Origin of the sequence: Paenibacillus sp. FSL R10-2771 (assembly GCF_038000205.1) — a bacterium.
Classification (GTDB): Bacteria; Bacillota; Bacilli; order Paenibacillales; family Paenibacillaceae; genus Paenibacillus_AQ; species Paenibacillus_AQ phytohabitans.
The window spans coordinates 7,539,346-7,564,295 of sequence record NZ_JBBOBM010000001.1; the positions used below are offsets into that span (position 1 = coordinate 7,539,346).

A 24,950-nucleotide genomic window follows, 5' to 3' on the forward strand; every position below is an offset into this window, starting at 1 on the left:
CTACCGAAATGAAATGCTCAAATAATAATTAGTCACCTCTCAATATGGACCTGTATCCAGAGTATCCCGGTAAGCGGCGAAGAGATAAACTCTCTTCTGCCGCTATTTTTTTTAGATGAACATCATTTCCGCTCTATTTCTACTTCCATTATTTAAGCTAAAGTTAAAGTTTTCTTTAAGTTTCAGATGAGGGTTAAATTGCTATGCTAACATAAATGAATATAACAATTGGATGCACAAGAGGCTGGACATTGCATAGGGTGTCAGTCGTTTTTTTTCATGTAATTCATTTATTAGGGGGAATAGTCTTTGTACAAACGGATTATTAGTTTAATGTTTGCAGTGTTATTGTTGGTCTCCCTAGTATCGCCAGGCTTGACATCGGCGCAAACGGGCAGCTCTAGTGATCTGAATGGTTTCAGCGGGTCAAGTAGTTTTAGTGATTCCAGCAATCCTAGTGAGACTAGAACAGAATCGTTGGAATTACCTCCATCCAATGAGCTATCAAGTGGCTGGAGTAATATCGCGCAAAATATCAATCCGGTTGCCGACGCACCGAATTTGACGAATGGGAATACAGCAAGTTCTTTCAATGATGTGAAGCAAGGCAATTGGTTCTTCGAAGCAGCAAATTATGTGTATCAGAATGGCCTGTTCCAAGGTACAGGGGAGCACACTTTCTCACCACAAGGCACGATGACACGTGCAATGTTCGTTACTGTTCTTGGACGTGCAGCAGGAATTGATTCTTCCAAATACACCTCAGCCTCTTCATTCACGGATGTGTCCGCGGGTTCTTATTATGCACCTTACGTAGAATGGGCCAATGAGAACGGTATTGTAACAGGGATAGGCAATCGAAAGTTTGCACCAAACAATACGGTGACCAAAGAGCAAATGGCTACTATTATGGTTAGATATTTCGAGGAATTCAACATCGACTATCAAACAGGGAATCCTATTATTACAGAGCCAAGCGATATTCGTAATGTATCAAGCTGGGCAAGAGATGCTGTAATGGCATTATGGAGAGCTGGTCTAATCAATGGAGACCGGAGCGGTAATTTCAATCCAGCCTCCAATGCAACTCGTGCTGAAGCGGCTTCGTTTGTCATGCGCAGTAATGAGGTGATTAAGAAAAACACTTCACCGGCATCCACAGCGATCCCAACATCCACATCGACACCAACACCGACATCAACACCGACATTAACATCAACATCTGCTGCATCTACATCAACATCCACACCGGTATCTACACCAACACCAACTCCATCTCCAACATCAACTAGCGGAACCTTCACCATTACATTTAATACAAATGGCGGAACCGCTATAGCGAATAGGTACGTTGTTGCAGGTCATTCACTAGGCGAATTACCAACTACGCAAAAAGAAAATTACACGTTCCTAGGCTGGTATACGGATAGTGAGTTTACTACGGAGGTTTCTTCAGATGCAATTGTAACCAGCGACATGACACTATATGCCAAATTCGAAAGATTATCGGATCAAGCACTCGAAGTTCAAAGTATACCTGTGATTAGTAAGCTGGATCAACCAAGCACATTTTCAATTAAAGTCGTTGATAGCTCTGGAGAATTAACAGAATCTATGATTAAGAATGCGATTAGGTTTAGTGCATCTACGCATCTTGATTTTGTGAAGTATTCAGGTATTTCCATAACTAAGGTGGATAATGAATACATTATTACTGCCAATAACAAGAGTAAGCAATTTCCTGAGGGAGGTACATTCAAGCTCGTATTGACTGAAGATGCTTTAGTATTCAAAGAAGGCGATACGGAATATGATTCATCCACAAGGGAAGTTGATTTTACGACAGCTAAGGCTGAAGTTAACAATCTTAAATTCAATTCAAACCTGAAGTTTATAAGTGCAGCTGAAGTGTCTTTGATGAGTCAAGGCGGTCAGCAGGCTAAGTTTATTGCGAACCCGTTATATACGTATGAGATCAATAAGGGAACTACGGAAACAACCGTAAACGACTATCAGGATGGCTACTTCATTCATGAGGGTGGCGGGATCGAAGTAGGAGATACCGTTGCCATTTATGACGGTACTAATCCAAGTGAGCATAATGGAAGCGCGCCGTTAGAGGATGAAGGAAACATTTCTTACGTCCAAATTTTTTCGATCAAAAATGGCAATGAGTATCATTACGGCGCGCCAGATGTAGCGGATATTATTTTTGTACCAGATGTTTTACCCGTAAATGCTGCTGAGGATACGGATGGTGATCCGAACAATAATTCGATCACGGTATCTGAATCAACGATGGATTTCTCGGATGCAAAGTATGCGGGCTTTAATTTCAAAGAAGATCTTACCGTCGAGCCAGGAGATTTCATCGCATTCTATACAGGGGAATTGAGTGAGGCCTCTCAGCTTCTCAACTATGCACAGATCAGAGCAGTTAATCATGCTAATAATACGTATACGATTACTTATGAGGCTATTAGTGAAGAAGCAATGCGCAGCTCATTCGATTATTATAAAAAAGATCAAAAAGTAGAGAATGAAAAGCTGCTTAGTGATGATAGCATTGCCCAACTGCAAGCAGAGATGACTAGTGAAGCAATGGATAGCGGATTTGCACAGCGCGCTTCAGGCTATCTTGCGTCGATGGCACTGCAAACAGACAGCTTTAAGGAGCTTAATGTAGATAACCAGTTCAGCGACAGCGATATTCAGTATCTCAGTGAAAATGCAGCTGCAGGTACTAGCTTGATGAAGATAGCCGGCTCAAAGGTGGAAGTATCTGTTGAACAAGTAAAGGTAGATATTTCACCGAACCTAAACCACTTCGAAGGAAAAACAGGTATCCGCGCCGCTTTACAAATTGAAGCAGAGGTAACCATCGAGGTTAGTGCAAATCACGAAATTAAAATTAAATTAACAGGGACATTTGAGCAAGAATTTTCAGTTAACCTTAGTGCTGGTGGGAATATTTACTGGGAAGAATTCTGGTTTTTCTCAATACCCGTCGATTATTCAGTATATGCCAATCTTGATGTATATACGTATACGGCCGTAAGATTCGATGCCAATCTCGGTCTATTCGAGAAAGAGGAAGATATTGATTGGAATAGTGATGATGTTATTAACGTCGCCAGACAAATTAAGAAGGTTATGGAAGAGTCTGAAAAGTACACAGATAATGAAATTGATGAGATCTCAGACAGCTTGCCGGATCTATATGCAGATTTCCTGGACAATGAAGATATTGATTGGGTTGATATCGTTACACAAGAAATATTTAGGACCCAAGTGCGAGTCGTTAATGGTATTTTTGAGATTGTATTTAAGGCAGAGTTCGTAGTTAGTGCAAAGGTTAATATCTCGGTTGGAATTATATATACGTATGAAAATGGTCAACGCTATGGCTTCAATATGCGCATCATTGCAGCTGAGGTTAGTAACTCTCAAACTACGCTTGTACCTGAAAAGTATAACTTTACCTTCTATGCGATGGGTGAATTAGGGTTAAGAGCCGGGATTCGTCTTACGGTAGAGGTTGGTGCCTTATCCACGGAGCTTAATAGTATAGGGGTGCAAGCAGAGCTAGGAGGGTATATAAAATTATGGGGCTTCTTCTATTATCATTATGAGAGGACTGAAGGGAAACCTGCGATTTCTAGTATGAAAGGGGCTTATCATGCAGAGATCGGGCTGTATTTAGAAATAAAAATTATTGCGCAGGCGTTTAAGGGAACCTTCTCGGTCGTACCTTACTCGACGACCTATGAGAAGCCTCTATTTGAAATGGGTACACGTAGCGCGATCCTGGATTTCTCTTACGAACAGGATGATGTTGAGCCGATAGAGATGCATGGTGAGTTTGGAAAGACGTCTTATCAATTACCACTTGAATACTTTATGATGGATAAGATGGATTTACACGATGGTGAACTGACTTCTTCTCCACAAGATGTTTCTTACTTTAGAATCAGTTTCTCGAATAGGGACAACTTCAGGTATGATCCCCGCAACCGTACTATCACACCTGATCGTGATGATGAAACCGGATATGATACAGAATTATATATCACTTATGACGGGCCAAGCGCATCATTAGGTTCTGATCCTCTGACTCGTACCTATACAGTCTCATATGATAATCTTAAAGACAGCTATACGATGACATTAAAGGAACTTGATGAAAAATTACCAATTTCTGATATGAGAATTATGCGGCAAATTAGTGGTAAATATTTGTCGGCGATTCCTCAGATCCCGGATCCTACCAAGCTAGGGTATACATTCATAGGCTGGTATAATGAGAGCCTGGGAACGATAGGCTGGAAGGTTTCGCTTCCAACTGTAATGGATGCCAAAGATCTTAATTTCTATGCTGCATTTCAACCTGCTACGGATACGCCGTATCTGGTAGAAACCTATACTGAAAATTCATATGATGATGGCTACACATTAGTTGATGCAGAAAAATTAAGAGGAAAAACGAATGCTGTACCTTCAGTAGGTCCGAAAGACATCCCAGGATTCATTACGCCTCAAAAGACTCAAGTGGTTATTAAGGCAGACGGATCAACTGTAATCAAGTACTCTTATAAACGCGAAATGATCGAGCTAACCTTCCAGCTTGACTATTCGAAGGCAACAGATGATGTACCAATTGCCGCAACGCAATATATTGAATATATGAAGTATGGGGCCAGTTTGGATGTTCCGAGCTATGTGACGAATATTAAAGGTCTTACTTTCCTTGGCTGGGAATCAATGGATAATCTTGTTCCGGGTACACCGAAAACCTACACGGCCTATTTCGATTTGAAGAAGGATATGAGGGTACTTGTAGAATATTATTCAAGAGACAGCTACGAAGGAGAATTCTCGAAAGTGGGCAGTGAAATTTATCTGGCAACTGCATACAAAGTGTTCAATGCACGTACCCAAGCGGCAGGCTATTATAACAGTCCCAATGAGTACGAGTTAGCAGATGATTGGGGTCTTCCAACAGATTATACAATTGTAGTAGATCCGGAACGTCCTAAAAATGAGCTTGTAGTGAGGCAATACCTACAGCGTAAATATGAGCTAACGTTTGATTCGAATGAAGGAACTTTTGCTGATGGTATTTCTGGAAAAAGCTATTTAAGTGCAGGAATGCCTTATCAAATACCATCTGACCCAACGCGTGAAGGTTATACATTTACAGGCTGGTCACCAGCAATTCCGTCAGAGAATCGTGAAATGCCAGCGGAAAATCTGACCTACACTGCACAGTGGACGGAGGCTGCACAACGGCAAAAGTATACGGTGGAGCATTATCAAAGAGGTACGGGTATTGATGCTCCATTTGAATTAATGGATACAGAAGAGCTAGAAGGAATAGTAGGGGACACGGTAACTGCAACCCATAAAACCTACTCTGGATTCTATTCTCTAGAAGGAACGGGTACCGATTATGCAACCATAAGCAGTGGAGTGGTTGACGAAGATGGCAGTACGACGCTCCAGCTATATTATGATAGAAATGTGTATAAGGTGAAATTTATCTACATTGATCCATTTACACAAGAAGAAAAGCTAATCAATGAGGAAACCTATCGTTTCGGCGTACAATTCACGATTCCAAGTAAATCTGTCTGGGGATTAGGAGTGACTGGAATTGGATGGAAGGCGCTAGACGGGGCACCGGAAATTGATGAGTATGCTATGAACTTAGTACCGGCACAAAATGTGACTTATGAGCTTATCTTGCCTGACGAAGGAAGCGGAGAAGGTGGAGAGGGTGAAAATCCGGGATTTCCAGGTTTTCCGGGATTTCCGGGAAGTCAATTCCCAGGCCTTACGGGTTTTATAAAGTTCTAATGTAGTTGTTATCATTTAGTTGGTTCTTATGAAAAGGTTCATCGCGGCTGACTGCTGCGATGAACCTTTTTTGCTGACTGTTCTATCACATAGATCACTTAATTTGCCGTCTTATTGATGAAGTCAATCTCATTTCTGATCCCTTTATGAGCGTCATTCCACAGGCTCTTTGTCATCATCTCGGCGTTTTTCTCGTCACATACCCAGCCCAGGTTTTCACCGATACCATCGGCCGTAATAATGCTTGCAAGCAAATATGCTATAATTTATTGGTGATAATAATTCTCAGTTAATATGAGAGGGGTCCAACATGCCGGGACAAGAATCTACAGATAAGCCCCATGGGCAACCACGTATTCATCCGCATCATGTGCAGGATTCCAGGAATAAAATAAATAGAACAGTGGTTCATATGGAAGAACATTTTGAAGAGGCCATTTCACGTGAACAGCTTGCGGTCATTGCCGGGCTTAATCCAGAGCACTATTCCAGAATGTTTAGCAAATACAAAGGAGTAAGCCCCATTAGCTATTTAACAGGATTACGAATGGAGAAAGCCATGGAGCTTATAAAGCATTCGCAGTATTCAATTGCCGAGATTGCCCGAAGGGTGGGTTACTCGGATCCGTATCACTTTAGCCGCCGCTTCAAACAATTGTATGGTGCCGCACCCACTCATTTTAAGAAGCAGGCTTGGCCCAGAGTAATCGCACTGGAAGGGTTAGGTCATTGCCAAGCACTCGGTGTTGATCCGGTTGCTGTTAATCTGGAACATACAAATGGGTATCTGCGTGTGCCTGAATCCAGTCAGATCCTGAACATTAGCCCTGATATAACCCCGAAATTGGATATCAACCAGCTTCTAGCCTTATCCCCTTATGCAATCGTGACCTCGAATCCCCTATTGGAGCAGCAGTTGGTTAAGGTAGCTCCTGTGATTAAGATTGATGTTCTCGAAGACCCCATTTATAAGCAATTGTTTGCAGTAGCTGAAGGTCTTGACCGGGAGCTGGAGGCTCTCGCTTGGGTAGAGAGTTATGAAACGCAATGTACAGTGCTGCGATCACGCTTATTTGGATTCATGGGCGGTGAGCGGGTTGCGATTTTGCGTGTGAGAGAGCAGCTTCTGCAAGTATACGGTATGCTTAATATGGGTTATCCTCTATATCATTCTTTGCAATTAACACCACCGGAAAAAATATCAATGCAATGCATATGCAACGTTCATTTTCATTCTAGTGTCATCACGATCGAGGAATTGCCGTTCTTTGAGGCGGAGCATCTCTTTGTTGTTGTTCAGCCAGATGACGGAGCGAATAAACAGTGGCAGGGGATTACTCAGACAGAAGCTTGGCGTAATTTTCCCGCAGTTCGCAGGGGGAACATACATCATCTGGATGTGGGCAAATGGCTCAGCAATGATCCGGTCTCGATCACGATGCAAATGCATGAAGCTGCAGAGAAGTTAATGAGGAGGCACCGGCATCATAATTATCCATCCCGGATGCAATAAGGGTCTATGGAGGCGGCAAAAGGACTAGGGTAAAATCTGTAGTGATAATCATTATCACTATCAAAGACTTAGCAGGAGGATAACCATGGTCCAGTTAGTTAGAGGCTCTAAGACAATACTAGTTGCGGGTGTTGCATTGTTCATGCTATTGATGATTTCGGCATGCGGCAATGCCGGGAAAGAAAACATGAGTAACCATGCAGCGCCGGATACGCCGCAACAGACAGGCTCAGTAGCGACAAAGGTTGTAACGGATGATTTGGGACGGGAAGTAGAAATACCTGTTGCTCCGCAGCGAATCATTGCGGGTGAATTTGCAAGTGAACTGCTGGAGCTTGGCGTAATACCCGTTGGTGCAGGTGACAATAGTTATAAAATTGTATATACGCTCGATCAGATGAAGGGTGTAGAGCGGATTGGAGACCCGCCGAACGTAGAAAAGATATTGGAGCTTGAGCCTGACCTCATCTTGGCGCCAACCGTTTTTAATGAGATCTATAAAGAGCAAATGGAACAAATCAGTAAAATTGCGCCGGTCTATTATCTTTCTTTTGATCAGGACCCGATTTACGACATTTTCACCAAAATAGCCAGCCTCGTAAACAAGGAGCCGGAAGCCGATGCATGGATTAAGGGCTATGAAGAGGAAGCCGATGCAGCAAGAACGCAATTAAAACAATCGCTGGGGAAGGAGACTGTCTCGATTGTTCGTGTGGAAAAGGGAAGATTGCGCATATATCTGAACCGAAACTTCGGCGGCTATATGCTTCACAGCGGATTGCAGGCGAACGCCCCTGAGGCGGTGACGGCGGAAATAGCGAAAAACCCGTTTAGCTCAGCAATCGAAATATCGCTTGAGCAGCTTCATGAATATGCCGCGGATCATATGCTGCTTATCGTTCGTAATGAGGAAGACGACAAACAGGCAATGGAGGAAATTGAAAAGCTGGGCCTATGGAAGGGTCTCCCCGCAGTCAAACATGGACGCGTTCACAAGCTAGAGACGGAAAAGTATTACGGATCCGATATCGTTACTATTCGCGAGACAATGAAGGAAGCAGTAACGATGCTCGTTAGCGGGAATGCAAAATGATGACAGATGGGAATACCCCTAAATCTAGCGAATTGGTTAGAGTTATAAGGGAACGAAGGACGATACGTGATTTTAACGGTCAACCGCTGGATAAAGATGTCCTCATGGACATTCTGCGCGATGCACAATGGGCTCCCTATCATTCCCGTAAAGAACCGTGGCGATTTATTCTCTTTATGGGAGAAGGCAGGCTGAAATTCGCTGAAGCGGTGGGCCTTACCTATTCAGATGAAGTAAGGGACCGCTGGGGAGAATGGGCGCGCAACCAGTATTGCAATCTCATACCAGCCCACCTTATCGTTACCTACGATGCAGATCCCCGCCAGAAATATTGGGAGGACGCGCTGTCTGCTGCGGCTGCTCTCATTCAGAATATTCAGCTGCTCGCTTGGGAACGGGAAATAGGGGTTGTGTGGAAAACCAACGAATGCAATTGGAACCCGGCCTTTCACCGTGCTGTCGGAGTTAAGCCGGACGAACGGATTGCTGGTATTCTACATCTCGGCTATTTTGACCGGACACCTAAGCCCCGCAAGCGTAAGGCAATTGAACAATGCTTAACGCTGATTGATTCCTAAGTTGTCCCAACCAATTTCATAATATAAAAACTTGCCATTACAGACAGCACGGAGAACCGTATTATAAGTAGGGCAAGTTTTTTGGAGAAAAGCTCGCAGGAGCCTGTATTTGCAGCATTCCAACGATAGGAGCAGGGTATGTTACGCTCCGATTGGAATGCTGTGTATACGGGCGTTTGTGAGTTTAATTGTACTACAGAGTTAATATCGCGGTAGAGCCATCTTACAAAAGGGTAGGTTGCGAATGGAGGCAAACGTTACCATCCATGACCGCTACTACATGGTGACCTTTACTTTAATTAGTAATTTCCTGAGGGACTCACTTTCTGCTTCGGTAAGGCCTTGGATAATGCTCTTCTCGACTTCCATGAATATTGTATTGAATTCTTCAACGAGGTCGCTCCCTTTTTTCAATAAATATATTTTTTTCTGGCGCTCATTATCTTCCGGAATCACCCGCTTGATGTATCCCTTTTTCTCCAGCCCTTGAAGCATACTAGTGATGGTGGCACCCTTCCGGTTGAAATGTTCAGCCAAATCCTTCTGGATTACCCCTTTGTCTTGATGTTCAAAAATATAGCCCATCATTTGCCCCTGCTGGGCGTTCAGGCCCAGCTCCGACAATCGGGCGTTCGCCATGCTTCTAATCTTCATTCCAATGGATCGGATTAAATCCGAATACGGGGTAAGTGAAACATGTTCTGTCATAATACACACAGTTCCCCTTCTATACTTAGAATTCTAACTTTAAGAAAATCATAATGTCCTTTCATCTAACTGTCAATTACACAATGTTTCCACTCTAACAGATAACACGTTGACAATTAGAACTCTAACTATTATAGTTCTATCTATAAACAGTACATTCATATCATTACTGGAGGGAAACGCAATGATTACTGCAATTACCAATGCAAGGATTTTTGACGGCGAGAAAGTGATTGGAGCTGAAACGGTCCTGATCGAAGGCGAGAAGATTATATCGGTGGGCGGTGAAATTCCCGAAGATGCGACCATTATCGATGCTGAAGGAGGGACTTTGCTTCCCGGTCTGATCGATGCGCATGTTCATACTTCCGTGGAAGGTCTGAGGGACGCTCTGCAATTCGGAGTAACGACAGAACTGGAAATGATGGGCGGATTCACGAAAAATGGCCGTGAAACACAATTGAAAGGGATCGAGGATATTGCCGATGTACGATCTGCAGGGATGGGGGTCACACCTCCCGGTGGTCATCCGGATGAACTCATGCCTGGAGACGGAGAAATTCCAGATTTTGTACTGAAGGAATTGGAGAAGATGAGCGAAGAAGATCGGAATGCCCTGCTGGCTGCTCATGCACATGATCATGGAGAGGCTCCTTCGTTATCAACCCCGGACGAGGCTATAACATTCGTGGGTGATCAAGTTAGAGATGGAGCTGACTATATCAAGATTATGATCGAAGAAGGAACCGTATTAGCAGCGCCTGGACTGCCGGTCTTAAGCCAGGATATTCTGAGAGCGGCTGTAGAGGAAGCGCATCGGCAACACAAGATTGCGATTGCCCATGTATTGACTGCGGAATCCTCCCGGCAAGCGATAGAGGTTGGTGTCGAGGGACTCGCTCACTTATTCATCGACCGCCCTGAAACGACTCCGGAACTGGTGAGAATGATTGCGGAGGCAGGTGCTTTTGTTACGCCATGTCTCGTCTTGAACTCCTCAATTATCGGTAAACCCGCTTCGGAAATGGCGGAAGATCCGCGTGTGAGTTCCAAGCTTAGTCCGGAATGGATCGATACTCTGAATGCCTGCTTCAATACCTACCCGCAAGGCAGTATGGAAGACAACTATCGGAACGTAATGGACCTTCACCATGCAGGTGTTGACATTCTGGTGGGTACGGATGTCTCTGTACCGGTACCAACGCTTGGCGGACTTGCCCATGGAGTAAGCGTACACCATGAAATGCAGCTATTGGTGGAAGCGGGATTCACACCTGTAGAAGCCCTTCAGTCAGCAACTTCGAAGACGGCCCGCCGCTTCGGCTTGGATGACCGCGGTCGTATTGTGGAAGGGGCAAGAGCTGACCTGGTGTGGGTTGACGGCGATCCGACGACCCATATTTCGGATACGTTATCGATCCGCGAAGTATGGCAGCGCGGTATTCAAAAATTGGCGAAGGCCTAAAATCATGAAGGCGCAATCTGAGAATGCACAGGCAGATTTTTCATTGCGAAAGATATTACCATATTATTGACTGTCGCCGCAGGCATGTTCCTGGTTATCCTGGATAGTACGGTGATGAACGACAATGATGCAGATTAACACCCATGTTCTCAAGTCGTCGCCCAAGGAGCTTGTCAGTCGTGTAACGCCGATTACAGCCTCCGCGCAGCAAATTATGTCATCATTCGGAATCACGATAACGACTGCTTACCTCACTAGGCAGATCCGGAATTTACCTGTACAGCACACCATAGAGGATGTGGGGCGGGCATTTGGTCATTCCTTCTGGATTACGTTCTCCTTCGCGCTAGTCGCCTTGGTTTTGTCTTTTGGATAAAGGAATAGCCAGTAAGCTTTGGTAAACTTGGAGTGTTAACTCTATTGGACAAGAAGCACCCGCCTCATAGGTGGTATGTAGTTCACTCGGATCATCTCCACCTTGTGGAGAGCAGTGGTCTTGTTTTTGGGAAATGCTTATAAACATATGCTAAACTGATAATAAATAAAATCAGAGATAGGACAGGAAGAGATTCAATGGGAAGAAAACAGTCTTTCACGGAGACAGAGCTGCTGGATATGACAAAAAAATTAGTGCTTGAGCATGGGTATGACGGTTTTCACCTCAAGCTGCTCTCCCAGCATCTGTCAGGAGCCCGAAGCACGATTTATCAATATTACTCCAATAAGGAAGAGATCGTGGCTGCTTGTATGAAGCGCGTAATGGCAACGGTATTAGAAAATGCATTAGCCATTGATGAGGCTGATCCTATGGACGCCCTCGAACAGCTGCTTCTCGTTTATGTAGAAGAGTCTGCACTACATCAGCTTTTAGGAAATGCCAGTAAAATTAATACTGCTAATTCATCTGCAGCCGCCAGAGATCTTGAATTTATTGAGGAAGCACATATGACCCTGAAAGTTCAATTATCACGCTTATTTGAACGCGCACAACAGAATAATGACCTGAGGAAGGATATCCCACTTCCTGTACTTATTGGCGTATTCTTTAACTTAATTGATACACCTAATATGCTGGAAATCCCAGTACCCGCTTGGGGAAAGCTGTTGTTTCAGATGTGGACCGGAGGAGCCAAGAGCTAACCTCAGTCTTGGATTTAATTTGACACAGGTGTCATTTATACTGTTTAATTAATGTTGTGGCGTGATGGCGAGTCTAAATTGACACTTGTGTCGAAAAAAAGGTCGAGGAGTTGGAAAAGGAATGTTTTTAGCTATGAAAGAATTGATGCACAGCAAAATGAGATTTTTGATGATCATCATTATTTTTGTACTGCTAGCCTGGCTGGTATTTATCTTATCCGGGTTAGGGAATGGCCTGTCTACGTTAGCTGCGTCAACCTTTAAGACGATGAAGGCGGATTATGTCATTTTTGAAGAAGGATCGCAGTCCTCCATGAGCAAGTCACTACTGTCTGATCAATTACTGGCGGAGGCGGAGCTACTACCCAATGTTAGTGCTGCCGCACCTATGGGAAGTACGATGGCAACGGCGTTGAAGGAACCAAGCACCAAGAGTGAAGATAAGCTGGATATCGCAATTATAGGAATCAATCCGGGAAGCTTCTTGGAACCGGCTGTCGTGGAAGGGGAAGGCCTATCTTCTGATAACCCTACCGGTGTTGTAGTGAATTCGACCATGAAGGATGAGGGCTATAACATTGGTGACACTTTTCAATTAGATGGCACGATGGAATCACTGACGATTATAGGCTTTGCCGAGAACCAGACCTATAACCACGTTGCATCCGTATTCACTCCGATGGCGGAATGGCGGAAGATTACCTTCGCGGCTCCGGGTTCGGATAAAGGAGTTGCAGGGCCCGTTAATGCGATTATGTTACAAGGCAAAGATATCGATCCTGATGTAATGAATAGCAAGCTGACCAATACGGACACGGTTACCCGGGCGGCCGCAGTTCAAGGAATGCCAGGGTACAAGGAAGAGAATGGTACTATCTTAATGATGCTGGCATTTCTGCTCGCAATCGCCGCATTCGTGCTTGGGGTATTCTTTTATGTAATGACGATGCAGAAAACTAACCAGTTCGGCATTATGAAGGCTATAGGTGCCAGTAACAGGTTCTTGAGCAAAGCCATTGTATCGCAAGTGTTTGTGCTGTCAGTGACTAGTATTGTAGTTGGGGTCTTACTGACTTATGGAACAGCAGCCATTATGCCGAAGGGTATGCCATTTAAGCTGGAGCCTGGTCTTGTCGTCTCGTATTCTGTTATCTTGCTGGTTATCGCTATGTTAAGTTCGCTGGTATCAGTACGAAAGATTACAAAGATTGATCCGCTCAAGGCGCTCGGGAGGGTTGAATAATGAATAAGGGATTACAAATGAGTGATGTTACCAAGTATTATGCCGAAGGAAGCAATCGGATCGCGGCACTCGACCATGTGTCCATTTCAGTGGACCCGGGGGAGTTTGTTGCTGTAGTTGGACCGTCGGGTTCAGGTAAAAGTACCTTTTTGTCTATTGCTGGAGCACTGCTCAAAGCTTCAGAAGGAGAAGCAAAGCTGAATGGACATCCTATTTCTAGGCTTACTGCACAAGAACTGGCGAATATAAGACTACAAGAAATCGGATTCATTATGCAATCATCGAATTTGGTTCCTTATCTAAATGTTCTTGATCAATTGCTGATCATAAAAAAGATGTCGGGAAAGGTTAAAAGAGAGGACAAGGAGTTCGCCACTAAACTGCTGGCAGAGCTGGGTCTGGGCTCGAAATTAAATAGCTTTCCGGAAGAGCTCTCAGGCGGGGAGAAGCAGCGGACAGCGATTGCCCGTGCCCTAATTAATAATCCCAGCATCATCTTGGCGGATGAGCCGACAGCAAGTCTGGATACCAAACGTGCACATGAAGTGGTCAGTCTAATCGCGCAAGAAGTGAATTCGGGACAGAAAGCGGCGATTATGGTTACTCATGATGAGCGTATGCTTGAATATTGCGACAAGGTCTACCGGATGGAGGATGGAAAATTGTCTTTGCAGTAATGCATATCCGGCAATCCTGCTACTACTATTTGTTGAGAAATCAGTAATTATTAAATAGAATAAATTATTAAGAGGATCGGCTAATAAATTTGTACACATAAGGAGATGAAACTATGGCAGAAAATAAATTACTAAGAATGGACAACGTCGGTATCGTTGTCGAGTCTTTGGACGACGCAATTTCTTTTTTCGAGGAGATTGGCCTGAAGCTCGAGGGGCGAGCCACCGTCGAAGGTGAATGGGCAGGCCGCGTAACCGGACTGGGTTCTCAATACGTAGAGATTGCTATGATGGTTACCCCGGATGGCCACAGCCGAATTGAACTTTCGCGATTTATCAACCCGCCTGCTATATCAGATCACCGGACTGCTCCTGTAAATGCTCTCGGTTATCTACGTGTCATGTTCACCGTTGAAGACATTGACGAAATGGTATCCAGACTCACTAAGTATGGTGCTCAGCTCGTTGGCGAGGTGGTTCAGTACGAGGACTCGTATAAGCTCTGCTACATTCGTGGAACCGAAGGAATTCTGGTCGGTTTGGCGGAACAACTAAGTAATAAATAAAGATAAGAGCGGAGCATAAGCTAACAGCTTTATGCCCCGCTCTTATTTACGTTCACTCGTTTTCATGCGCCAGATCCTCTTCGCTCAAGAAAAATAACCCCCGTTTTGCTAGTGCTTAGACTTCGGCGTTTCCAATCTGCTACGCTCACGCATGGCGTTCATCTGCCTGGCGTGTCTTTCGGCACGGCGGCGTCCTCTTGTTTTGAGTTGGCTAAGCATAATGAGTAGCCCCAAAACCCCCAACCCATAAGAAACAAGATGACTCACTTCATTCCACAGGTTTGCCGCAGTCAGAAGGGATACCGCCCCGATGATTGTTGCAATAATCCGCTGTGTATTTTTATTTTGCGTATCGATCAATTTTTGCTCGAAGGAGCTCGATAGCTTTACCCGTAAATTTCCGCTATCCATTTTATCTACCGCAGATATGAACTTCTTGGTCGTAGGAAGGATTCCTTTGAGAATGCTCTTGCCTTCATCTACAACGTTAGAGAAGACATTTCCCCGCAGATCCCTGCGCACAACCTCTTCGACATAAGGCTTAACGGTCCCAATCAAATCAAGTCCGGGGTCCAGTCCGGTACAAAGTCCATACACCGTGCCTATGGCTTTTCCCAAAAATGTTGTGTTTGCCGGTAACTGAAAAGGCTGAGAATAGAGGAAATCACGTAACTCTTCAGCATTGTCACCTGACGTCACGAAGCTAAGGTCAAACGTATCCCCGTTGATTTGTTCAAATAATAACGTAAGGTTCCTTGCGAATACCTCTAAATCTACATTCCGTCTTAAAAATCTCAAACGGGTAAGGGCGTCGATTGCGCCGTGAGCATCTTTTAAATACACCGCCATCAGAAGTGCTACCATTTGCGTCTTCATATCATCGGCAATTCGTCCGACCATTCCATAATCAATTAAGGCTATGGTGCCGTCAGGCTGGACGAGAACATTGCCAGGGTGCGGGTCTGCGTGAAAGAAGCCTTCTAATAGAATCTGCTCTACGAAAATTTCTATCAGCGATGTCGCTAATTGGGTCCGGTCCACACCCCAGGCATCCAGCTGGGCAAAATCATTGATTTTTACACCCTCCAAAAACTCCATGGTTAGAACTTTCGAAGTGGTATAGGACCAATGAATGCCTGGAACCACGATATCATCCCGATGGATAAACTGCATCTGGAATTCTTCTGCATTTCGCCCCTCTTGCTCATAATCGAGCTCGTCCATAACGGTGTCGTGAAACTCATCATACACCGCATCCAGGTCCATGAAGTCTGCAATCTTCGTCTGGCGTTTCAATAACGAAATAGCAACCTGTATGGATCTCCAATCAATGGCGATAATGTCCTCGACCCCGGGACGCATCACTTTCACTGCGACTTCTTCACCTGTTCGTAAGGTCGCCCGATGTACCTGTCCTAAGGAAGCCGCTGCGATAGGAATTGTATTAAACTCAGCAAAAATCTCACTAATAGATACTCCGAGTTCGGTCTCTACCTTGTGCTTAATCTCGGAATAATCTACGAATTCTACGGAATCCTGCAGCTTGGACAGTTCATCAATAACTTCCTTCGGCAAAATATCCACCTGTGCACTAACATGCTGCCCAAGCTTGATAATTAAGCCACCCATATCCATCGCGGTCTTCGTAAAATACGCTGCCTGTTTTCGATATAAGGCTTTTGTTTTCGCCTCTAAGCGCCGTCCCGGAATAAAATACTTTTGCTTGCCCAGCCACCAGAAATCCCAGGCGAACTTAAAAATCATCCGCATGGTTCTTCTGAACCGGACATCCTTCATCAATTTAAAGAATTCGCTCATTCTTTTTCATCTACCTCAGGTTTTTTTTCAGCGGCTGCCGGCTCCTGATCATCATCTTCATCTTCTGGAATCGTAGTGCTTTTATCAAAAATCGCTTGGGCCATGCTTTCAAACTTTTTCGAAGCGCTCATGAAGAAATCCGCAAATTTATTGAACATTTCGGCTTTGACCAGAATGACAGCCCCCTTGCGCTTATTTCCGAAAACGATGAATTTCTCACCTGGCTTGATATCAAGCTCTTCCCTTGCTTCTCTAGGAATAACTACTTGTCCCCGCTCGCCCATTGAGGTTGTTCCCAGCACTTTGCCATGCCCGAATCCGTGACTATTTTCTTTTTTTTGCTGCATTCTAATCTCTCCTTAGATGATGAATCTGCACCAGTATGATGTTTCATACTAATCATATCATCAATGAATGTTGTTTGCTAAAGTCTGCAATCCGTTATTTGTCTGAAATTTGTCTAAAAATACTGTTCTAGCTCGGCGATAAACAAGCATTCTTCCGCGTTACTGTGAATACCCTTATGAATGGTGCAAAAATCCGTAATCATTAAGGTAGGAGAAAGGGGCTCGAATGATGGAAGGCTCAGGAATTAGTGAGGGAAAGAAAAGGATTAGGGCGAAAATAAGAGGTTACTTGATGGTGGTAGCTATCATCGTTTCGTTAATGACGTTAGGGACTCCTGTAATTGCCGGAGGCGATCAAGGGGGGACTCCCACGCAACTAGTCGTAACTTATGAGACGAACGGAGGCTCCACGATTGCCCCGCAACTTGTATCGGCGTCCGGAGGTAAATTGGTGTTTCAGTATACTCCGGTGAAGGAGTGCTACAGCTTCGCAGGCTGGTACTACGACAGTGCGCTGACGCAAGCCTATAGTGGATCAGATCTAATCACCAGAAATCTAACGCTGTATGCAAAATGGGCGGCTACGGGAGCAAATATGCTGTGCGGCGCTACTACATTGACTCCGAATTTGGCATTGAACAGACCCGCGACGGTTGACAGTACGTGCAACGCCTCGCAGACTGCGGCCAAAGCCGTGGAAGGCAGCGTCATCAATGATAGCAAATGGTGCTCCAAGTCCGGCAACCGCTGGCTGCAGATCGATCTTGGCTCCGTGAAGCAAGTGAACCAATTCGTCATCAAGCATGCAGCAGAAGGCGGGGAGACCCCCTCCTATAACACAAAAGCTTACAATATTCAGGTCAGCACCGATGGTACGAACTGGAGTACAGTAGTCAAAGTGACCAATAATATGAAAAGCGTGACAGTAGATAATATCGCTTCAGTATCAGCAAGATATATCAAGTTAAACGTTACAACGCCTACGCAAACCACGAACCCTGCGGCAAGAATCTATGAGTTTGAGGTATACGGGCCTCCAAATATGGCATTAAATAAACCCGCGACGGTTGACAGTACGTGCAATGCCTCGCAAACTGCGGACAAAGCTGTGGAAGGCAGCGTCATCAATGACAGCAAATGGTGCTCCAAGTCCGGCAACCGCTGGCTGCAGATCGATCTCGGCTCCGTGAAGCAAGTCAATCAATTTGTCATCAAGCATGCATCGGAAGGCGGAGAGACCGCCTCCTATAATACGAAGGCCTACAATATTCAGGTCAGCACCGATGGTACGAACTGGAGCACGGTGGTCAACGTAACCAATAATACGCTTGGTATTACGGTAGACAATATAACAGTAGTATCGGCCCGGTATATTAAGCTGAACGTAACGGCGCCTACACAAACCACGAACCCTGCGGCCAGAATCTTTGAGTTTGAGGTATACGGACCAGGTTCTATTTCACCGTAAGGGATTTTTTCGAGAAGTCGTGCGAAGGATAGTAATATAGTTCGCTTGTTGATCTGTAGAATATTTATTAAAATAATCAAAAAACGGCTGGCTCAGGGAAACCTGACCAGCATTTTTTTTTGGAATCTCCTAGGTTAAGATGATGACTATTCCTGTAAATCCAGGGCTCTCACAGTAGCTTGTTTTAAGGCATCCATCAAAATCAAATAAGGACGCGGACCGTAGCTGATGCGGGCAACGCCTAACGATGCCAGTTTCTGGAGAGGGGGTGAATCCGGGGAGATCATAACGTTAACAGGTAGTGAAGACTCCTGGCATAATTTCTCGATCAGCATTTCATTACACAAGCCCGGCACGAAGAATCCGTGAGCGCCGGCTTCGGCATAGGCGTGTGCCCTTTGAAGGGTAGCTTCCAGGTGAGTCTCATCATGCTCGTGGGCGGCGGTCTGTAAGAAGATATCGGTACGAGCATTAATAAAAAGAGGAATCGATGCCTCCTCAGCGGCTTCCCGCACAGCTGCGATACGCAAGACTTGCTCCTCTATGGAGTGTAGTCCCGGTTCATGGATCTTCCGATCTTCAAGATTGACGCCTACGGCTCCGCACCCGATGATTTTCAACACATTGTTCTTGATAATCTCCGGAGAAGGTCCATAACCGCCTTCTATATCAATGGTAATGGGCAGATCTACACTATTGCTAATCCGCTGAAGATTGGATAGAACCAGCTCGAAAGGAAGCTTCTCCCCATCATCGTATCCATGCGCTGCAGCTACAGACCAACTGCCGGTAGCAATAACCTGGCCCCCCGCTCCTTGAATAATTTGTGCGCTTCCGGCATCCCAGGCATTGACGAGGACTAGCGGGCTGCCGCTTCTGTGCAATTCGTGAAGCTCCCGTGCCTGTTCAAGTTGACTTTTCATTGTATTGACCTCCGATTTTCTCATGATTTAGCAGCCATTCTTTGCGTGCGACTCCGCCGCCATACCCGCCGAGTTCGCCGCTGGTGTTAATTACGCGATGACAGGGAATGACGATGGCTATTGGATTGGCTCCATTCGCTTGTGCTACCGCACGATAGGCGGCGGGCTTGCCAAGCGCCAGTGCGATATCTGCGTAAGAACGGGTATCGCCCGGTGGGATTTTCTTTAGCTGTTCCCACACGCTCTTCTGAAAAGACGATCCCACCAGATGGAGAGGCGTCTTAAATTCGGTTAACGTTCCCTCAAAAAATTGACTCAGTTCTCTCTCAATCGACTGAATATGGGGTGTCTGTCCGGGTATAATCGCCGCCTTCAATCTTGTCCTTAACCGTTCAACCTCGCGTTCCAGACCCCGGCGGTCTACGAACTCCAGGAGATACAGCCCACTGTCGTCCGCTACTGCCATCATGGGGCCGAGCGGCGTGTCCAGCCACGATGCTCTAAGAATAAGGCTATCCTCTAACCGAGTAGGCGCTGCGCCCATAATGCGGGAGAAGGCATCCCGGAATCCGCTGCTGGAATCATAGCCGGAGGCTAATTGTGTATCGATAATCTTCCCTCCCGACCGGATGCTCTTCAAAGCGAGTCCCATTCGACGGGACCTGGCGTACTCAACGAAGGTCATACCAAAGCGCTTTTTAAATTGACGGCGGGCAGTGGATTCATCAATGGATAGCTCTTTGAAGTCTTGTCCCTTCCAGCGCTTCTCCGGGTTCTGCTCAACGGCCTCGACAAGCAGCCGGACGATATCAGAGACATGATTCGGATGCGACAAGGGACGGCAGCGCTGACAGGGGCGGAAGGAGGCCAGTAGTGCCTGCTGCGCGGTCTCGTAGAACTCACAGTTATCATACTTTGGTTTCCTGGCTGGACAAGTCGGACGGCAAAATACCCCGGTGGAAGTGACGCCCACATAGAAGACACCTTCGTAGTCAGATTTTTTCTCGAGCAGAGCTTGATAATATTCGGCTTTACGCTCCTCATTATGGATCATGATCACACCTACATATTTAAGGATGAGATTAGTATACCCCTTGCTAACGATAGCCGTAGCCGAAAATCAGGCACTTATTTTGTATTCGAATGGGGAAACACTGGCTTGTGCGTTTTGCTGCAGCGCTAGTGTCTCTCTTATTTTATGATTAATGGTAATGATTTGAAATTGGTATTTAAGAAATTCTTAACCATGAAAGGTTGATCACTGTTTATGAATGACAACAAGTTTACCTGCTTAACCAAAGTGAAAAAAATGCTTGTACGCTCTTTGCTGGTTGCCTTGATCGTTGCAATGGTGGCCAGCAGCCTTGCAGCCTGTAACAATTCCACCGTAGGTGAGACAGCGAGCGTGTCTGCGCAGCCGACTCAGGAAACGCCTATGGTGACGCAAGCCTCCGGCAGCATCTATCTGTACGGTGAAGCACATGGCAATGCCAAGATTATGGACAAGGAGTATGAATTGTGGTCTGAACATTATCATAACGAGGGCATGAGACACTTGTTTGTCGAGCAGTCCTATTTCACCGCTGAATACTTGAACCTATGGATGCAATCTGATAATGACGAACTTCTGGAGGAAATCTATGACGATTGGGAGGGGACAGCGGGTCACACTCCATATACTAAGACGTTCTTTCAGAAAATAAAAAGCGAGTGTCCTGAGACGATTTTCCACGGCACAGATATCGGGCATCAGTATGATTCGACCGGCAGTCGGTTCTTATCTTATCTTGAGGCAAACGATCTGACAGGATCGGAGAGCTATACTTTAACAAAAGAAGCGATCCAGCAAGGGCAGTTATTCTACAGCAAGGAGGACGGCATATACCGGGAAAACATGATGACGGCAAACTTTATCCGTGAATTTGAAAAGCTGGGCAGTGAGAGCGTCATGGGCATTTACGGATCAGCACATACCAATCTTGATGGAATGGACTATAGTACCCAATCCATCCCATGTATGGCCAATCAGCTACAGAAGCACTATGGCGGCAACCTTCATTCCGAGGACCTCAGCTGGATTGCTAAAGATATTGAACCTACCAGAGTAGAATCCCTCATCTTACAGGGCAAGAAGTATACGGCATCGTATTTTGGAAAGGAGGACTTGAGCGGGTTCAAGGATTACGCCTATCGGGAGTTTTGGCGGTTGGAGGATGCGTATGGAGATGTCAAAGACCTGCCACTGGAGGAAAATGTCCTTCCTTACGATCAATACCCAATGCTGATTGAGACAGGCCAGGTCTTTGTGATCAGCTACACCAGAACAGACGGTTCAGTGGAGACTGAATACCATCTGTCTAACGGAAAGATTTGGGAAGGCATGCATTCAACACAACAATTCATTGCAGACTGAGCGGTTTTCATAGCTTTTCCATAAACATTGTTTTCATAAAATATTAGATAAATCTTAAAATTTATATTCAATAGTGATACACTAAGATCAGAATTGATCCCAAGCAGGTGTGTGGCCAAGTTATGCGTGCCAGAGCAGGAGTGCCTGCATCCTTCCTGCAAATCGTAGGGTAGAAGGACGGTAGAATATGAGCAACCAACAGACCAAAACAGACGTGATTTTAATTGGTGCCGGAATCATGAGTGCAACACTGGGTTCACTGCTTAAGGAATTAGTGCCTGATTGGAGAATCACTGTGTTTGAGCGGCGTGCGGGTGCCGGGGAGGAAAGCTCCAATGAATGGAACAATGCGGGAACAGGGCATTCTTCATTGTGCGAGCTTAACTACACCACGGAGCAGCCGGATGGATCTATCGACATTAGCAAGGCTATCAAGGTGAATGAGGAGTTTCAGTTCTCGAAGCAATTTTGGTCTTATCTGGTGAACAGCAGACGCATACAAGATCCGCAGGAATTTATCGTACCCGTACCACATATGAGCTTTGTCGAAGGACAGACAGACGTAACCTTTTTACAAAAAAGATTTGAAGCGCTTTCAGGACATCCGCTGTTTCAAGGCATGGAATTCTCCGCTGATCCGGTGCAACTGATGAAATGGATTCCGCTGATGATGAAGAACCGGACACTCGGCCAGCCGGTGGCGGCAACCCGGATGGAGTCGGGAACGGATGTTAACTTCGGTGCGCTGACACGCATCCTGTTCGGCCACTTGCAGAGCAACAACGTCGATATCCGGTTCAACCATCAGGTTGAGGACCTTAAGCGCACGAAGGACGGCTCTTGGGAGCTTAAGGTGCGGAATGCCGGCAACGGCGCTGCTGAGCGGCATACGGCGAAATTCGTCTTCATCGGGGGCGGGGGAGGAAGCCTGCACCTGCTGCAGAAATCCGGTATTCCGGAGGGCAGAGGGATTGGCGGATTCCCGGTAAGCGGACTGTTTATGGTGTGCCGGAAGCCGGAGATTGTGGCGCAGCATCATGCCAAGGTATACGGTAAAGCAGCGGTCGGTGCGCCCCCAATGTCTGTTCCGCATCTGGATACAAGGGTGATCGACAAGCAAGAATCGTTGTTTTTCGGACCGTTTGCCGGCTTCTCGCCCAAGTTTCTGAAGTACGGCTCGATGTTCGATCTGGTCACCTCCGTTAAGCCGGGTAATCTCGTCACGATGCTGGCGGCAGGCGCCAAGAATATGCAATTGACCAAATATTTAATCGGGCAAGTCATGCTGTCGAAAGAGCAGCGGATGGAAGCCTTGCGGGAATTTGTCCCGAACGCCAAAATCGGGGATTGGGATCTGGTGGTGGCAGGCCAGCGTGTGCAGATTATTAAAGATACAGCTGCCGGTAAAGGTACGCTTCAATTCGGTACGGAGGTGATCAGCAGTGCCGATGGCTCAATAGCCGCATTGCTGGGCGCTTCTCCTGGGGCCTCTACCGCCGTTTCTGTCATGCTGGAGGTCATCAGCAAATGCTTCCCGCAGCATATTGAAGCCTGGGAGCCGAAGATCAAACGAATGATCCCTTCCTACGGCCTGTCTCTGCAGGGCAACACAGAGCTCTTGAACAAAATCAATACTTTAGCAGCAGAGTCGCTAGGGCTGACGAATGGACCAGGGGAGCCTGTGCAGCAGATTAAGGTAAAGCATTCATAGGAGCAGGTGAGAACTTTCCCGGTGCGGAAGGTTCTTTTTTTGTGCGCGGAATTATTCCCTCGAAGCGTTGCAGGGTTTTTCTATTATTTATGGAAATATGTGAGTGCCTGGAATCAAGTTATTGAGGGAAAGAGGGAATGTAGCTGATGTCCAAGATTCAGTTAGGCCGTACCCGGTTAGCAGGAGCGGATGGCATTCGTGCGATCGCCTGCCTGTCCGTCATCCTGCATCATCTGTCACAAAAGCTGGTGATGCCCGCACAAAAGCCCTGGCTTCAAGAAGTGCAGTCGGTTCTCTTGCTTGGGAACAGCGGGGTCAGCTTGTTTTTCCTGTTAAGCGGATTTTTGCTGTCGTTCCCCTTTTGGAGCGCTTACCTGGAAAATAAGCCGTATCCGTCTATCCGGACGTATGCCGTACGCCGCGCTGCAAGAATTATGCCTGGCTTCTATGTATCATTCCTGGTTTGTCTGTTGCTCGTATGGAGGCTGGACATTCCTACGGAGTACCTGTGGCGGAGAATCATAACGGGGTTCACATTTACGTCAGGCTTCCACTATACAACCTTTTTCCCGTCTGACTTGAATGGGCCGTTCTGGTCGATCAGCTTCGAGGTGTTTAGCTACTTGCTTATGCCTGTGTTTATGGCTGTATTGTTTGTGCTCGGCAAGCGGCGTTCGTTCGGAAAAGCGATCTTGTTCTGGGTAGCCGCGTTTGGGTTGGTGCTTGCCATAAACTCCCTCGTCCATCAGTGGTTTACGCCAAGCGGGCAGGGCCGGGGCTGGGATTATGGCCAGATTGGCGGTGCAAAATACTGGATGCCGAATTACAATCCGGTCGGATTCTTCGGCCACTTCGCTATCGGCATCCTGGCTGCTGGTATAACGACCGCGTTCATGCAGCTTGGTGCTAAGGTGGAGCGGCTACGCAAGCTTGGAGTATTCGACGCAGCCGGAGCCGCCGCTTTGGGTCTTGCCGGTCTGTTGATCTGGCGTATGCGCCACCAGGGCGAATTTGACTTCAGCCTCCAGCACCAGCCCTATTACTTCCCGGCTTATGCCATTTTGTTCGGAATCGTACTGCTGTCAGCACCGTTCAGCGTGATCGTAGGGCGTTTGCTGGATAACCGCTTTTTCCGGTTTACCGCGAAGATTTCGTTCGGCCTGTATATTTGGCATTACTTGTTCATCACACTAATCGAGAAGTACGGCATAGCCGATTATCACTATTCCGGGATTAGGGATGTGTGGCGCTGGCTCGGCATCAGTGTAACCGTACTCGTCATCTCGTATGCGGCGGCGGCAGTCTCTTATTATGTCATAGAGCGGCCGTTCATCCATTGGTCCAAAGGCATGCCGTTCTTCCGGCGCAAGCCCAAGGATGCACCATCGGTTAGTGCAGCATAAGTCAGCTCTCATGCTGTGCTGCTTATTG

Annotated in this window: 18 protein-coding genes; 13 read left to right on the forward strand and 5 right to left on the reverse strand. The window is 46.2% G+C overall.

All coding sequences use genetic code 11. The annotated features are described in order from the left end of the window. Positions 1–309 precede the first annotated feature (309 nt). From NSU14_RS32715 to NSU14_RS32730, 4 genes are all read left to right on the forward strand, one after another. A complete protein-coding gene (locus tag NSU14_RS32715) occupies positions 310–5,856 on the forward strand; it encodes an S-layer homology domain-containing protein (RefSeq protein WP_340948541.1) in 5,547 nt (1,848 codons plus the stop codon). Between the two features lie 310 nt (positions 5,857–6,166). Further along, positions 6,167–7,369, forward strand: coding sequence for an AraC family transcriptional regulator (locus tag NSU14_RS32720; RefSeq protein ID WP_076243711.1), 1,203 nt, complete (start codon positions 6,167–6,169; stop codon positions 7,367–7,369). An 85-nt stretch (positions 7,370–7,454) separates the two neighbouring features. Continuing rightward, positions 7,455–8,462 carry an ABC transporter substrate-binding protein gene (locus tag NSU14_RS32725; protein WP_076243710.1) on the forward strand — a complete coding sequence of 336 codons (1,008 nt, stop codon included), beginning with the start codon at positions 7,455–7,457 and terminating at the stop codon, positions 8,460–8,462. A 32-nt stretch (positions 8,463–8,494) separates the two neighbouring features. After that, a complete protein-coding gene (locus NSU14_RS32730) occupies positions 8,495–9,040 on the forward strand; it encodes a nitroreductase family protein (RefSeq protein WP_340948544.1) in 546 nt (181 codons plus the stop codon). Between the two features lie 276 nt (positions 9,041–9,316). On the opposite strand, the gene NSU14_RS32735 is transcribed toward NSU14_RS32730, so the two are convergent. Continuing rightward, on the reverse strand, positions 9,317–9,748 hold the full coding sequence (locus NSU14_RS32735) for a MarR family winged helix-turn-helix transcriptional regulator (protein WP_042140554.1): 432 nt from the start codon (positions 9,746–9,748) through the stop codon (positions 9,317–9,319). A 184-nt stretch (positions 9,749–9,932) separates the two neighbouring features. Between NSU14_RS32735 and NSU14_RS32740 the strand changes: the two genes are divergently transcribed. The 5 genes from NSU14_RS32740 to NSU14_RS32760 all read left to right on the forward strand — a co-directional run bounded on the left by NSU14_RS32740 (position 9,933) and on the right by NSU14_RS32760 (position 14,839). Then, positions 9,933–11,213 carry an amidohydrolase family protein gene (locus NSU14_RS32740; protein ID WP_340948546.1) on the forward strand — a complete coding sequence of 427 codons (1,281 nt, stop codon included), beginning with the start codon at positions 9,933–9,935 and terminating at the stop codon, positions 11,211–11,213. Between the two features lie 573 nt (positions 11,214–11,786). Continuing rightward, positions 11,787–12,353: a TetR/AcrR family transcriptional regulator gene (locus NSU14_RS32745; protein WP_336103696.1), complete on the forward strand. Its 567-nt coding sequence runs from the start codon at positions 11,787–11,789 to the stop codon at positions 12,351–12,353. A gap of 121 nt (positions 12,354–12,474) precedes the next feature. Further along, positions 12,475–13,596, forward strand: coding sequence for an ABC transporter permease (locus tag NSU14_RS32750; protein WP_340948548.1), 1,122 nt, complete (start codon positions 12,475–12,477; stop codon positions 13,594–13,596). Continuing rightward, entirely contained in the window at positions 13,596–14,273 is a 678-nt protein-coding gene (locus NSU14_RS32755; RefSeq protein WP_340948550.1) for an ABC transporter ATP-binding protein, read from the forward strand. Before NSU14_RS32750 ends, NSU14_RS32755 begins: the two co-directional genes overlap by 1 nt. Before the next feature lie 113 nt (positions 14,274–14,386). Beyond that, complete coding sequence (locus NSU14_RS32760) at positions 14,387–14,839, forward strand: VOC family protein (RefSeq protein ID WP_042140549.1); 453 nt, start codon at positions 14,387–14,389, stop codon at positions 14,837–14,839. Positions 14,840–14,947: 108 nt separating this feature from the next. Here NSU14_RS32760 and NSU14_RS32765 read toward each other — a convergent pair whose 3' ends face one another. Further along, positions 14,948–16,657 (reverse strand): ABC1 kinase family protein, encoded by a 1,710-nt coding sequence (locus tag NSU14_RS32765; RefSeq protein WP_340948552.1) that lies wholly within the window; start codon positions 16,655–16,657, stop codon positions 14,948–14,950. Next, on the reverse strand, positions 16,654–17,004 hold the full coding sequence (locus tag NSU14_RS32770) for an AbrB/MazE/SpoVT family DNA-binding domain-containing protein (protein ID WP_076243708.1): 351 nt from the start codon (positions 17,002–17,004) through the stop codon (positions 16,654–16,656). Before NSU14_RS32770 ends, NSU14_RS32765 begins: the two co-directional genes overlap by 4 nt. A 292-nt stretch (positions 17,005–17,296) precedes the next feature. Between NSU14_RS32770 and NSU14_RS32775 the strand changes: the two genes are divergently transcribed. Continuing rightward, a complete protein-coding gene (locus tag NSU14_RS32775) occupies positions 17,297–18,472 on the forward strand; it encodes a discoidin domain-containing protein (RefSeq protein WP_340948554.1) in 1,176 nt (391 codons plus the stop codon). Positions 18,473–18,618: 146 nt separating this feature from the next. Here the strand turns inward: NSU14_RS32775 and NSU14_RS32780 are convergent, their stop codons facing one another. Together NSU14_RS32780 and NSU14_RS32785 are read right to left on the reverse strand one after the other, a co-directional pair. Continuing rightward, positions 18,619–19,395, reverse strand: a complete 777-nt coding sequence (locus tag NSU14_RS32780) for an isocitrate lyase/PEP mutase family protein (protein ID WP_340948555.1) — start codon at positions 19,393–19,395, stop codon at positions 18,619–18,621. Further along, positions 19,379–20,449, reverse strand: a complete 1,071-nt coding sequence (locus NSU14_RS32785) for a bifunctional transcriptional activator/DNA repair enzyme AdaA (RefSeq protein ID WP_340949030.1) — start codon at positions 20,447–20,449, stop codon at positions 19,379–19,381. The genes NSU14_RS32780 and NSU14_RS32785 overlap by 17 nt, the downstream gene beginning before the upstream one ends. A 213-nt stretch (positions 20,450–20,662) precedes the next feature. Between NSU14_RS32785 and NSU14_RS32790 the strand changes: the two genes are divergently transcribed. The 3 genes from NSU14_RS32790 (at position 20,663) to NSU14_RS32800 (ending at position 24,922) form a co-directional block, all read left to right on the forward strand. Beyond that, positions 20,663–21,808, forward strand: a complete 1,146-nt coding sequence (locus NSU14_RS32790; RefSeq protein WP_340948556.1) for a hypothetical protein — start codon at positions 20,663–20,665, stop codon at positions 21,806–21,808. Between the two features lie 187 nt (positions 21,809–21,995). Further along, positions 21,996–23,519 carry a malate dehydrogenase (quinone) gene (gene mqo, locus NSU14_RS32795; protein WP_340948557.1) on the forward strand — a complete coding sequence of 508 codons (1,524 nt, stop codon included), beginning with the start codon at positions 21,996–21,998 and terminating at the stop codon, positions 23,517–23,519. A gap of 146 nt (positions 23,520–23,665) precedes the next feature. Beyond that, positions 23,666–24,922 (forward strand): acyltransferase family protein, encoded by a 1,257-nt coding sequence (locus NSU14_RS32800; protein WP_340948558.1) that lies wholly within the window; start codon positions 23,666–23,668, stop codon positions 24,920–24,922. Positions 24,923–24,950: the final 28 nt, after the last annotated feature.